Annotated in this window: 11 protein-coding genes; 3 read left to right on the top strand and 8 right to left on the bottom strand. The window is 71.2% G+C overall.

Translation table 11 applies throughout. The annotated features are described in order from the left end of the window. Positions 1 to 2: 2 nt before the first annotated feature. The 8 genes from AVW09_RS05570 to AVW09_RS05535 all read right to left on the bottom strand — a co-directional run bounded on the left by AVW09_RS05570 (position 3) and on the right by AVW09_RS05535 (position 8447). Entirely contained in the window at positions 3 to 1250 is a 1248-nt protein-coding gene (locus tag AVW09_RS05570) for an LCP family protein (RefSeq protein WP_063257080.1), read from the bottom strand. Positions 1251 to 1326: 76 nt separating this feature from the next. Then, positions 1327 to 2499 carry an ABC transporter substrate-binding protein gene (locus AVW09_RS05565; protein WP_063257079.1) on the bottom strand — a complete coding sequence of 391 codons (1173 nt, stop codon included), beginning with the start codon at positions 2497 to 2499 and terminating at the stop codon, positions 1327 to 1329. An 80-nt stretch (positions 2500 to 2579) separates the two neighbouring features. Continuing rightward, on the bottom strand, positions 2580 to 3362 hold the full coding sequence (locus tag AVW09_RS05560) for an ABC transporter permease (RefSeq protein ID WP_063257078.1): 783 nt from the start codon (positions 3360 to 3362) through the stop codon (positions 2580 to 2582). Then, on the bottom strand, positions 3359 to 4150 hold the full coding sequence (locus tag AVW09_RS05555; protein WP_063257077.1) for an ABC transporter ATP-binding protein: 792 nt from the start codon (positions 4148 to 4150) through the stop codon (positions 3359 to 3361). The genes AVW09_RS05560 and AVW09_RS05555 overlap by 4 nt, the downstream gene beginning before the upstream one ends. Next, entirely contained in the window at positions 4147 to 5124 is a 978-nt protein-coding gene (locus AVW09_RS05550; protein WP_082822840.1) for an ABC transporter permease, read from the bottom strand. Before AVW09_RS05550 ends, AVW09_RS05555 begins: the two co-directional genes overlap by 4 nt. Then, positions 5121 to 6149, bottom strand: a complete 1029-nt coding sequence (locus AVW09_RS05545) for a TIGR03842 family LLM class F420-dependent oxidoreductase (RefSeq protein ID WP_063257076.1) — start codon at positions 6147 to 6149, stop codon at positions 5121 to 5123. Before AVW09_RS05545 ends, AVW09_RS05550 begins: the two co-directional genes overlap by 4 nt. An 11-nt stretch (positions 6150 to 6160) precedes the next feature. Further along, entirely contained in the window at positions 6161 to 7597 is a 1437-nt protein-coding gene (hydA, locus tag AVW09_RS05540; protein ID WP_063257075.1) for a dihydropyrimidinase, read from the bottom strand. Between the two features lies 1 nt (position 7598). Beyond that, positions 7599 to 8447 carry a nitrilase-related carbon-nitrogen hydrolase gene (locus tag AVW09_RS05535; RefSeq protein ID WP_063257074.1) on the bottom strand — a complete coding sequence of 283 codons (849 nt, stop codon included), beginning with the start codon at positions 8445 to 8447 and terminating at the stop codon, positions 7599 to 7601. A gap of 136 nt (positions 8448 to 8583) precedes the next feature. Between AVW09_RS05535 and AVW09_RS05530 the strand changes: the two genes are divergently transcribed. From AVW09_RS05530 to AVW09_RS05520, 3 genes are read left to right on the top strand one after another with little or no spacing between them, the layout of a single operon-like run. Beyond that, a complete protein-coding gene (locus tag AVW09_RS05530) occupies positions 8584 to 9978 on the top strand; it encodes an aminotransferase class I/II-fold pyridoxal phosphate-dependent enzyme (protein WP_063257073.1) in 1395 nt (464 codons plus the stop codon). A 50-nt stretch (positions 9979 to 10028) separates the two neighbouring features. Beyond that, positions 10029 to 10865, top strand: coding sequence for an aldo/keto reductase (locus AVW09_RS05525; RefSeq protein WP_063257072.1), 837 nt, complete (start codon positions 10029 to 10031; stop codon positions 10863 to 10865). Beyond that, positions 10862 to 12709 (top strand): thioredoxin domain-containing protein, encoded by a 1848-nt coding sequence (locus AVW09_RS05520; RefSeq protein WP_331709252.1) that lies wholly within the window; start codon positions 10862 to 10864, stop codon positions 12707 to 12709. The genes AVW09_RS05525 and AVW09_RS05520 overlap by 4 nt, the downstream gene beginning before the upstream one ends. Positions 12710 to 12883: the final 174 nt, after the last annotated feature.

Below are 12883 nucleotides of genomic sequence, written 5' to 3'. Positions count from 1 at the left end.
GGTCAGCCGTTCCCGGCGGAGCACGTGGCCTGGTCGGCCTTGGATCCGCTGATGTTGCTTGGGAGGTCGACCGTGCCCGGGCCGGCGCTCGCGCTCGCCGAGGGATCCGGCGTCCCGGCATCCGGGGCGGTCTCCGTCGGGGAGGGGGTGGGCACCGACGGATCGGCGATCACGCCGCCGTTCGCCCCCGCCTCGCCCGTGAGCGTGAGCGCGGCGTTACGGTCGAGCGCGTCCCACAGGATCGCGGCGGAGGCCTCGTCGGGGATCACGCGGTTCGGGTCGGCGGGGTCGTCGACGACGGGGTACTGCACGAACGTGATGTCGTCGAACGGCACGTCCTTGAGCGTGTAGGCGAGCTGCGCGATGCGGATCGGGTCGGCGAGGCTCTGGCTCGGCGTGATGTTGTTGACCGCGGTGTTGGCGAGCGTGATGAGCGTCGCGGGGTTGGAGAGCACCTCGTCGCTGCGGAGCTTGTTCACTAGCCGCGAGAGGTACTGCTGCTGGTTGCCGATGCGGGCGAGGTCGCTTCCGTCGCCGATGCCCTTGCGGGTGCGCAGGAACGCCAGAGCGTCGTACCCCGTGACGACCCGCGGTCCGGGCGGCCAGTCGATACCGGCATCCGGATCGTCGATCCCCTCGCCACCGATGCAGACCTCGACGCCGCCGATCGCGTCCGTGATGTTGACGACGTTGCCGAAGCTGACCTTGGCGGCGAAGGGGATGCTCTGGCCGCTCAGTTGCGAGACGGTGTCGGCGACGCACGAGAGACCGCCGTCCTCGTACGCGCTGTTGATCGGGGCCTTGGACGCGCCCCCGAACTCCGACCCGTCGGTGCCGGTGCAGGCGGGGATCGGGATCTGCAGGTCGCGCGGGAACGACACGACGGTCACCCGGCGCGGGTTGGTGGAGACGTGCAGCAGCATGTTGACGTCGTTGCGCGAGCCCTCGTTCCCCGGGTCGCTGCACCGGGCGCCGAAGGCCTGTTTCACCTCGTCGTCGCACTCGTCGGTGCCGACGACGAGGAGCGAGAACGGCTGGTCGTACGTGCTCAGGGCCGGTGGCTGCTCGGGGGCGTCCTTGAGTGGGACCGCGGCCTCCTGCAGGCGCTCGGTCAACGACCAGGCGTAGAAGCCGCCGACGGCGACGGCGGCGACGACAGCGACGGTCAACGCGATCGCCAGGGTCTTCGCTCCACGGCGCCACCCGGACTCGGGCTTACGGCGCGCGTGCTGCGCGGGGGGCTGCGTCATCCGGGTAGTCAACCACGCCGTTCCGGGAAAGAGGGGGAACGCGGGGCGGCCGGAATCCCGGCCGCCCCGCGGACGGTTACTGGCCGCCCTCGGTGAGGGTGACGTCGATCGGCGTGTAGTCGCCGTCCACGGTGACGCCCTCGTCCTTCAGCGCGCTCAGCGCCTTCTGGATGTAGTCGTTCGAGTACGCCGACGCCGGGGGCTCGGTGGTGATGAGGTTGAGACCGTCCTGGTTCTTCGCGGCGAGCGCGCCCTTGACGGTCTTGTCCCACGCGGCGGAGTCGACGACGCCGAAGTCGCCGCCGGTCCAGATGAGCTTGTTGACTTCGTTCATCTGCCACAGCTGGTGGGTCGGTCCGACGGGGAAGGCGCTCACGCCGGGGGCGGTCGCGGCCTTGTACGTGATGTCCGCGGCCTCCGTGGGGTTGTCGCGCGCGAAGACCCAGCCCTTGATGACGGCCTTGAGGAAGCGCGTGGCGGCGTCCGCGTAGGCGGGGTCGTCGGCGAGGCGCTTCGTGTCGGCCCAGATGGCGTCCTGGAGCATGGCGCCGGCGGTGTCCTCGTACGAGATGACGTTGATGTCGTCCATCGTGTACAGCTTCCCGGTGGCGGGGTCGACCGTCTCGAGCAGCTGCGCGAGCTCGTTGTAGGTCATCGCCTGGGCGGCATCCACGTCCTTGTCCAGGAGCGCGTTCATCGAGAAGTCCTGGGTCGTGATCTTGACCGTCGTGGCATCCAGGCCCTTGTCGGCCATCGCGGCGAAGATCTCCCACTCGTTGCCGAAGCCCCACGAGCCGATGCGCTTGCCCTCGAAGTCGTCGACCTTGGTGATGCCCGAGTCCTTCCACGACACCTGGGTCGTGCCGGACTTCTGGAACACCTGGGCGATGTCGGTGAGCTCGACGCCCTGGTTCTCCATGGTGCCGAGGACCTTCGGCACCCACGCGACGGCGAAGTCGACGTCACCGGCGACGAGCGCGTCCTGCGGGACGATGTCGCCGCCGGAGGGGACGACGTCGACCTTGTCGAAGCCCTCCTCCTGGAAGTACCCCTTGTCGAGGGCGACGTAGTAGCCGGCGAACTGCGCCTGCGGCAGCCACTGCAGCTGCAGCTTGACCGAGGTCAGCGGCGTGAAGTCGGCGCTCGATTCGGCGGGCGCGCTGGAACCGCCGGCGCAGGCGGAGAGGGCGAGGGATGCCACGGCGATCCCCGCGGCCGCGCTGAGGGCGCGGCGTGTGCTGTATGTCATGGGAGTCCTTTCGGGTGCGGGTGGTGCAGGTGTGGAGCGGTGGAACCTGTTCTGTCGAGGGCGGACGGGAAGGATGCCGGTCAGGCCGGCGGACGCCCCGCACCGAGGCGCCGTGCGACGACGCGTTCGAGCAGCGAGGTGACGAGGAAGAAGACGAGACCGATCACGATGCCGCCGCCCACGAACGCCCAGGCGAGGGCGGCGCGCCCCGACTTCGCGTACGTGGCGATGGCGGTGCCGATGCCGTCGGAGGGGCCGCCGAAGTACTCGGCGACGAGGGCGGAGATCACCGCGAGGGACGCGGCGACGCGGATGCCGGTGAGCAGGTACGGCAGTGCGGTGGGGAGGGTGAGGAAGCGGAACGTCTGCGCGCCCGACGCCGCGGTCGCGCGGAACAGGTCGCGCTGCACCGGACGCGTCTGCCGCAGCCCTCGGAGCGTGTTGACGAACACCGGGACGAAGGCCGCGATGGCGGCGACCGCCTCGCGCCCGAACTGGCTGGAGGCGCCGAACATCGTGTTGAGGATCGGGGTGATCGCCACGATCGGCACGACGGCGAGCGCGGCGACCAGGGGAGCGGTCATGCCGTCCACGGGGCGCCAGGTCGCGGCCAGGGCGGCCAGCGCGACGGCGAGGACGGTGCCGGCGACGAGGCCCACCAGCGCGTTGGTGCCGGTGATCGCGGCGGCATCCACGATGAGCGGGAATCTGCCGACGAACTCGCCGAGGATCGCACCGGGATCGGGAAGCATCCGCGGGGCGCTGCCCGAGGCGACGTACGCGAACCACACGCCGAGCCCGAGGAGCCCGACGGCGACGGGCGCCGCGAACCGCAGCCAGGCCGGGAGTCGGGTGGCGGTCATCGTTCGTTCGCCCGTTGCAGGGGAGCACCGTGGAGCGCTTCGCGCACGGTGGTGACGCGGGTGAAGTACTCGGGCGATTCGCGGAGGGCTTCGTCGCGGGGGCGCCCGGGGCGGGTATCGATCACGTCGGTGATGCGCCCGGGGCGCGGGCTCATCACGACCACGCGGTCGGAGAGGAACACCGCCTCGGGAATCGAGTGGGTGACGAACACGACCGCGGCGCCGGTCTCGGCGGCGATGCGCGCGAGCTCGGTCTGCAGGCGCTCACGGGTCATCTCGTCGAGCGCACCGAAGGGCTCGTCCATGAGGAGCAGCTGCGGGGAGGCCGCGAGCGAGCGGGCGATCGCGACGCGCTGCTGCATGCCGCCGGACAGCTGGTCGGGGTAGCGGCCGACGAACTCCGAGAGCCCGACGAGCTCGGTGAGTTCGGCGACCCTCGCGTCGCGGCGGGCGCGGCTCCAGCGGTGCAGCTCGAGCGGCAGCGCGATGTTCGCGGCGACCGTGCGCCACGGCAGGAGCCCCGCCTGCTGGAACGCGATGCCGTAGTCCTGGTCGATGCGCGCCTGGCGGGCGGGCTTGCCGAAGATGGCGAGGTCGCCCGCGCTGGGCGTGTCGAGGTCGGCGATGAGACGCAGCAGCGTCGACTTGCCGCAGCCCGAGGGGCCGATGAGCGAGACGAACTCGCCGGCGGCGACGTCGAGGTCGACCCCGGTGAGGGCGGTCACCTCGCCACCGGTCGAGGGGAACACCTTCCCTACGCCGGCGGCGTGGACGGCGGGTGCGGTCATCGGATCTCCTCTCCGCGACGGAAACGGTGCAGAGTCGCACCGATGAGCGCGACGCCCGCGGCGGCGACGAGCCCGATGGCGACGGTGCCGAACGTCGGCGCCCAGGGGGCCGCGGGGTCGGATGAGGCTTGTCCTGCGAGCTGGATGAGCATGCGGCCGATGCCGCCGCGCAGCCCGATCGACACCTCGGCGACCACGGCACCGACGACGGCGGACGCGGCCGCGAGCCGCAGGGCGGGCAGCAGGTGCGGCACGGCGGCGGGGAGCCGAAGGTGGATCAGTGTCGCCCACCAGCCGGCTGCTCCCGCGTGGAACAGGTCGAGGTGCAGCGCGTCGGGGGCTTCGAGGCCGCGCAGCATGCCGATGGCGACCGGGAAGAACGCCAGGTACGAGGCGATCAGCGCGACCGAGAACCACTGCGGCCACGGGAAGACCCCGGCGCGGTCGATCTGGTTGCCGAGCGCGTTGACGACGGGGGCGAAGGCGATGAGCGGGACGATCTGGCTCACCACGATCCACGGCAGCAGGCCCCACTCCACGAGCCGCCAGCGCTGCATGACGATGCCCAGGATGCCACCGACCACGACGCCGATGAGCCACCCCAGGGCAGCGAGGCCCAGGGTCGTCCCGGCGGCTTCGAGCACCGAGACGATCAGGGGCGGGGTGTCACCGCCGCTGGTCGGCGCGAACATCCGCGCGATCATGTCCCACACGTGCGGCATGGCCCGGTCGTGCGTGCGGGGGAGCAGGATGACGCCGGATCCCGCGGAGCCGTCGCCGCCGACGGTGACGCCTTCGGCGGGCCCGAGCAGCTTGTACAGCTCCCACAGCGCCACGACCGCGGCGACCCCGGCGACGCCCCAGCCCACGCGAGCGAGGCCGACACCGCGACGGCGGCGGGCGCGTGGCATCCCACCGCCGTCGTCGGGGACGATCGAGGTCACCGACCCCGGGGCGATCGCCTGATCGGTCACCACTTCGCCGTCACCGGGGGAGTGAGCGCGGGGATGACGGTCTCGCCGTAGACCCGCATCGTCTCCTCCTTGTTGTCGTGCTGGAGGTAGCCGGCGAACTGCGTGACGCCCAGCGCCCGCAGCTTCTCGAGCTTGGCGATGTGCTCCTCCGCGGTGCCGAGCACGCAGAACCGCTCCACGATCTCGTCGGGGACGAAGTCGACGTGGTCGTTGCTGCTCTTGCCGTGCGAGTTGTAGTCGTAGCCCGTGCGTCCCGCGATGTAGTCGGTGAGCGCCGCGGGGACGTCCGAGCCCTCCCCGTACTTCGCGACGATGTCGGCCACATGGTTGCCGACCATGCCGCCGAACCAGCGGCACTGCTCGATCATGTGCGCGCGGCTCTCCGGTGTGTCCTCGCCGATGTACATGGGGGCGGCGACGCAGAACGCGATCTCGTCGGGGTCGCGGCCGACGTTCTCCGCGGCCCGGCGGACCGTCGTGATCATCCACTCCGCGATGTCGAGGTCGGCGAGCTGCAGGATGAAGCCGTCGCCGACCTCTCCGGTGAGCTTGAGCGCGAGCGGACCGTAGGCGGCGACCCACACGTCGAGCTTCGATCCGCGGCTCCACGGGAACTGCAGCGTCGCCCCGTTGTACTCGACGGCGCGGGAGTTGCCGAGCTCGCGGATGACGTGGATCGACTCCCGCAGCGCCTTCAGCGTCGTCGGGCGACCGTTGGTGACGCGCACCGCGGAGTCACCGCGGCCGATACCGCAGATCGTGCGGTTGCCGTACATCTCGTTGAGGGTCGCGAACGTGGATGCCGTGACGGTCCAGTCGCGGGTCGCGGGGTTCGTGACGAACGGGCCCACCGTGACCCGACGCGTGGCCGCGAGGATCGCCGAGTGCACGACGTACGGCTCCTGCCACAGCAGGTGCGAGTCGAACGTCCACACGTGGCTGAAGCCGTGCGCCTCGGCGAGCTGCGCGAGCTGCACCGTGCGGGCCGCGGGCGGGTTGGTCTGCAGGACGACGCCGAAATCCATGGGAGCCCCTCTCAGACCAGGTACTGGCTCAGGCCGCGCTTGACGAAACGCCCGTCGCCCTTGGTGCCGAGGTACGCGCCGTCGTCGACGACGACCTTGCCGCGGGAGATGACGGTGTCGACGTGCCCGTCGATCTCGAAGCCCTCCCACGCGGAGTGGTCCATGTTCATGTGGTGGGTCTTGCCCACCCCGATGGACGTGTGCCCGGCCGGGTCGTACACGACGATGTCGGCGTCGGCGCCGGGGGCGATGACGCCCTTCTGGCCGTACATGCCGAACATGCGCGCGGGGGTCGTGCTGGTGAGCTCCACCCACCGTTCGAGCGTGATCTGGCCGGTGACGACGCCCTGGTACATGAGGTCCAAGCGGTGTTCGACCGAGCCGATGCCGTTGGGGATCGCGCGGAAGTCGCCCTGACCGAGCGTCTTCTGGTCCTTCATGCAGAACGGGCAGTGGTCGGTGGAGACCATCTGGATGTCGTTGGTACGCAACGCCTGCCACATGTGGTGCTGGTGGCCCTCGTGCTTCGACCGCAACGGCGTCGAACACACCCACTTCGCGCCCTCGAAGTCGCCCCACTCCTCGCTCGACGCCCCCAGCTGGTCCTCGAGCGAGAGGTAGAGGTACTGCGGGCAGGTCTCGCCGAACACGTTGTGGCCGTTGTCGCGTGCCCACGCGAGCTGCTCGACCGCCTGCTTCGCGCTCACGTGCACGACGTACAGCGGCGCGCCGGTGAGGTTCGACAGCATAATGGCGCGGTGCGTGGCCTCCTCCTCCATCTGCCAGGCGCGCGCGACGCCGTGGAAGTAGGGGGAGGTCTTGCCCTTCTCGACCAGTTGCTCGGCGAGCACGTCGATCACCGGGCCGTTCTCGGCGTGCATCATCGTCAGGAGGCCGGTGTCCGCGGCCACCTGCATCGCGCGGAGGATCTGCGCGTCGTCGGCGTAGAAGACGCCCGGATACGCCATGAACATCTTGAAGCTCGAGATGCCCTCGTCGACGAGCCCGGGCAGAGCCGCGAGGGAGTCGGCATCCACCCCTCCGACGATCTGGTGGAAGCCGTAGTCGATCGCGCAGTTGCCCGCCGCGAGTTCGTGCCAGTGCGCGAGGCCGTCCTGTACGCGCTCGCCGGCGCGCTGCACCGCGAAGTCGACGATCGTCGTCGTGCCGCCCCAGGCGGCGGCGCGGGTGCCGGTCTCGAACGTGTCCGACGCGCTCGTGCCGCCGAACGGCAGCTGCATGTGGGTGTGGGCGTCGATGCCGCCGGGGATCACGTACTTCCCCGTGGCGTCGATCACCCGATCGACGGATGCCGCGAGGTCATGACCGAGCAGCGTCGAGCCGGGCGCGAGGACGGCGGCGATCGTCTCGCCGTCGAGGAGGACGTCGGCGGCGGAGCGTCCGGTCGCCGAGACGACCGTGCCGCCGGTGAGGAGGGTCGTGGTCATCTCACGCCTCCACGATCTCGCCGTAGGTGTCGGGACGGCGGTCGCGGTAGAACTGCCAGTCGTCGCGCATCTGCTGCACGAGGTCGAGATCGAGGTCGCGGATGAGGATCTCCTCGTGCTCCGACGAACCGGCGGCGCCGACCAGGTTGCCGCGCGGGTCGATGACCTGGCTCGTGCCGTAGAACGTCACGGCATCGTCGCCGTACTCGTTGTCCTCGCGGCCGACGCGGTTGGGCTGCAGAACGAAGTACCCGTTGGCGACGGCGGCGCAGGGGCCCTCGACCTCCCACAGTCGGTTCGAGAGCCCGGGCTTGGTGGCGTTGGGGTTGAACACCATGTGCGCGCCGTTGAGGCCCAGTTCGCGCCAGCCCTCGGGGAAGTGGCGGTCGTAGCAGATGTACATGCCGACCTTGCCGACGGCCGTGTCGAACACGGGGTACCCGAGGTTGCCCGGTCGGAAGTAGAACTTCTCCCAGAACTTGTCGAGGTGCGGGATGTGGTTCTTGCGGTACTTGCCGAGGACCGTGCCGTCGGCGTCGACGAGCACGGACGTGTTGTAGTACACCCCGGTCTGCGCCTCCTCGTAGATGGGGAGGACGCTCACGATGCCGAGCTCCTTCGCGAGCGCGGCGAACCGCTGCACGATGGGCCCGTCCGCGGGTTCGGCGAAGCGGTAGTACTTCTGATCCTGCGTGATACCGAAATAGGGGCCGTAGAACAGCTCCTGGAAGCACACCACCTCGGCGCCCTGCGCCGCGGCATCCCGCGCAAACTGCTCGTGCTTGTCGAGCATCGACGCCTTGTCGCCGGTCCAGGTGGTCTGCGTGATCGCGGCGCGTACCGTCGTCATGGTCCCCTCGTTCCCCCGGGGCGTCGCGACTCGCCTCCGTCGCTGCCGACGGGCGAAGGCCCCAGTTCTGTTACTGTCGCGCCTGAACATTTCTCGACGATTTCCACGAGTGACACCGCCGTAAATTGGGGAAGCGATGATTCCGGCCGACTCCTTCGTCGAGCGCACGTCGGCGGGATTGGCGGCGGAGATCGCCCGTCTCGTCAGCGACGGGACGCTCGCGCCCGGGGAGCGGCTGCCCACCGTGCGCGACGTCGCCGCGGCCCTCGGCGTCTCGACCGGAACCGTCGCGTCGGCCTGGCGCGCGCTCGCCGACGCGGGCGTCGTGTTCTCGCGCGGCCGGGCGGGCACCTTCGTCCGCGCCGAACGCCGCGAGTGGCTGAGTCCCCGGGTGCAGGGCATGGCGGCCGAGCGCGTGCCCGGCGCACCCCGCGGCCTCGGGGCCGGGCGGGACGTCGCGGCGCTCCGGCTCGACCTGTCTCTCGGCACCCCCGACCCCGCGATGCTGCCCTCGATCGAGCGGGCGCTGGCCCTCGCCCGTCCGCGCGCCGACACCGGCCGCTATCACGACCTGCCGGTGCTGCCCGATCTGTACGACGTGCTCCGCGACCAGTGGCCCGTGCGCGGCGTCGAGGCGCTGACCGTCGTGGACGGCGCGCTCGACGGCATCTCCCGCACCCTCGATCAGGTGGTGCGGTTCGGCGACCGCGTCGCGGTGGAGTCGCCCGGGTTCCCGTACTTCTTCGACCTGATCGAGGCCGCCGGCGCCGTCCCGGTGACGCTCGAGACCGACGCCGACGGCGTGCTCCCGGCCTCGCTCGCCCGCGCGCTCGCCCTCGGACCGTCCGCGGTGCTGCTGCAGCCGCGCGCGCAGAACCCGACGGGGGTGTCGATGTCGCTCGAGCGTGCGCGACGGCTCGCGAACGTGCTGCTGAGCGTCCCCGGCGGCACGCGGGTGACCGTGATCGAGGACGACCACTCCGCCCTCATCGCGAGCGCCCCGCCCGTGACGCTCGCGCTGTGGCTTCCGGCCCAGGTCGTGCACGTGCGCGGCTTCTCGAAATCGCACGGCCCCGATCTGCGCATCGCCGCCCTCGGCGGGCCGTCCGCGATCGTCGACCGCATCGTGCGCCGCCGCATGCTCGGCCCCGGCTGGACCTCGCGCCTGCTGCAGTCCGTGCTGTACGAACTGCTCACCGATCCGCGCTCGACCGCCCCGGTGGCCACCGCGCGGTTGATCTACCGCGACCGCCTCGACCGGCTCGCCGCCGCTCTCCGCCGCCTCGGCATCGACGTCGGCGACCCCGACGGCATCAATCTCTGGATGCCGGTGCGCGACGAACGCGCGGCGCTCGTGCACGCGGCGGCGGAGGGCATCGGCATCGCCGCGGGGGCGCCGTTCGTGATCGATTCCGCGGCGGACGCGCCTCCCTGCGGACGCGTGCGTGTCACGGCGGGCTCGGTCGTGGAGAACGTCCGGCTCGTCGCCGAGGCGCTCGCGCGTGCCGCGTCGGCGGCACCGCTCGCATGAGCGCGTCAACCCCGGATCCGGTGTCGGCGGGGGCTTCTAGGGTGGATGCCATGACTGTTCCCTCTGTCCAGCTCAATGACGGAAACTCCATCCCCCAGCTCGGCTACGGCGTGTTCCTCGTGCCCGCCGACGACGCCGAGCGCGCCGTGTCCGAGGCCCTTGAGGTCGGCTACCGCCACATCGACACCGCCGCGATCTACCGCAACGAAGAGGGTGTCGGCCGCGCCATCGCCTCCAGCGGCATCCCGCGCGACGAGCTCTTCATCACGACGAAGCTCTGGAACGACCGGCACGACGGCGAAGAGCCGCACGCCGCGATCGACGAGAGCCTGCAGAAGCTCGGCCTCGACAGCGTCGACCTGTACCTCATCCACTGGCCGACGCCGAAGAACGACAACTACGTGCACGCGTGGCAGAAGATGATCGAGATCCGCGAGGCGGGCAAGACCCGCTCGATCGGCGTCTCGAACTTCCTCGTGCCGCACCTCGACCGCATCGTCGCCGAGACCGGCGTGACCCCGGTCGTCGACCAGATCGAGCTGCACCCGGCGCTCAGCCAGCGCGAGATCCGCGCGTGGGGCGCCGAGCACGACATGCACATCGAGTCGTGGGGCCCGCTCGGCCAGGGCAAGTACGACCTGTTCGAGATCCCCGCGGTGAAGGACGCCGCGGAGGCGCACGGTAAGTCGCCCGCCCAGGCGGTGCTGCGCTGGCACATCCAGCACGGCCTCATCGTGTTCCCGAAGTCGGTGCGCCGCGAGCGCCTGGAAGAGAACTTCGACCTGTTCGACTTCGAGCTCACCGCCGACGAGATGGCCGCGATCGACCAGATCGACCCGGGCGACGACTCCGGCCGCGTCGGCACCCACCCCGACGACCTCAACTGAGGACGGACGAGACACTGAACCGCCTCGCGAACGCCTCGAGCCCCTACCTGCGCCTCCACGCCGACAATCCCGTCGCGTGGTTCCCGTGGGGGCCCGAGGCGTTCGCGCTCGCGGCCGAGAGAGACGTCCCCGTGATGGTCTCGATCGGCTACAGCACCTGCCACTGGTGCCACGTCATGGCGCGGGAGTCGTTCCAGGATGCCGAGACCGCGGCGCTCGTGAACGACGGGTTCGTGGCGATCAAGGTCGACCGCGAGGAGCATCCCGACGTCGATGCGGCGTACCTCGACGCCGCCTCCGCGTTCACGCCCCACCTCGGCTGGCCGCTGACCGCGTTCGCCACGCCCGAGGGCCGCATCTTCTACGCGGGCACCTACTTCCCGCCGCAGCCGCGCGGGCAGCTCCCGTCGTTCCGGCAGGTGCTCGCCGCCGTGCGCGAGGCGTGGACCGAGCGGCGGGGAGAAGTGGATGCCACCGGTGCCTCTCTTCGCGAAGCCCTCGCGTCCGCGGCTCCCGCCGCCGCCGACGCGATCCCCGACGCCGAGGCGCTGGTCGCCGCCGTCACCGACATCGTGTCCCGGGAGGATCGCGAGTTCGGCGGGTTCGCCGCCGGCGCCTCCCTCGACTCCCCGAAGTTCCCCAACACCCCTGTGCTGCGGCTGCTCCAGCACCCCGCGCTGACGTCCCTCGTCCCCGACGCCGGCGCCGTGGCATCCCGCGCTCTGTCCGCCATGACGGCGTCGGAGCTGCGCGACCCCGTGGAGGGCGGATTCTTCCGCTACGCCACGCGCCGCGACTGGACCGTCCCGCACTACGAGCGCATGCTCACCGACAATGCCGGGCTCATCGAGGTCGCCCTCGCCGCGGGCGACGACGCGACCGCCGCCGAGACCGCGGGGTTCCTCGTCGACGTGCTGCAGCTGCCCTCCGGCGGGATCGCCGCCGCTCAGGACTCCGAGTCGATCATCGACGGCCAGCGCTCCGAGGGCGGGTACTACCGCACCGCCGATCGCACCGACCTCGCGCCGCCCGCCCTGGATGCCAAGGTCGTCACCGGCTGGAACGGGCACGCGATCGCGGCGCTCGCCGCCGCCGGTGCCCGCACCGATCCGCGGTTCGTCGAGGCCGCGCGCTGGGCGGCCGACACCGTGCTCGAGAACAACGTCGCCGACGACGGCACGCTCCGCCGCGCCTCGCTCGACGAGATCCGCTCGTCCGCCCCGGCGACGCTGGAGGATTACGGCGGTCTTGCCCGCGGCCTCCTTGCCCTCGGCCGCGTGACCGGGGAGGTCGCGTACGCCGAGCGCGCGCGGGCCCTGGTCGACGTGTGCCTTGAGGGCGATGGCATCCGTCCGCCCGGCGGCGGCGACCCCGTGCTGGCGGTGCAGGGGATGCAGCCGCAGGGCGTCCCGAGCGACGGCGCGGCTCCCTCGGGACCGTCGGCGTTCGCCGCCGCGGCCCTCGACCTCTGGCGCCTCGGCGCGGGGGAGCGCTACCGCGCGGCAGCCGAGACCCTGGTCCGCGTCGCCGCACCCGCCGCCCTCGCGGCGCCGCTCGCGTACGGCGCGATCCTCGAGGTCGCCCTCGGCCTCGCGACACCGCCGCGTCAGGTGGTCGTGGTGGGCGAGACGGACGCCGCCCTCGCCGACGCCGCGCGCCGGGTCGCCGCCGACGTGGTCGCGGTGGTCACGCCCGCGCAGGCGCAGGATTTCGCCCGCGCCGGATTCGAGCTCTTCGAGGGCAAGGTCTCGCGCGACGGCGCCGCCACGGCATACGACTGCCGCGCTTTCACGTGCGCGCTGCCCACGACGGATCCGGCCGCGCTGGTGCCACCCGCCGGGTGACGAAGCCGGCGCTCGGCGCGGGACGTGCGGCGCCCCCGGTACGCTGGGCAGGGGCGTTGATCGGACGTCGGTCATGCCGTCGAGAAGAGGGATCACAGATGGCTGCAAGCAAGAGGGCACTGGTCACGGGCATCACGGGCCAAGACGGAGGGCACCTTGCCGAGCTTCTGCACG

It is taken from the genome of Microbacterium sp. T32, from assembly GCF_001619615.1.
Lineage (GTDB): Bacteria > Actinomycetota > Actinomycetes > Actinomycetales > Microbacteriaceae > Microbacterium.
Note: the sequence above shows the minus strand (reverse complement) of the source record. Positions and strands in the feature narration are given on the sequence as shown.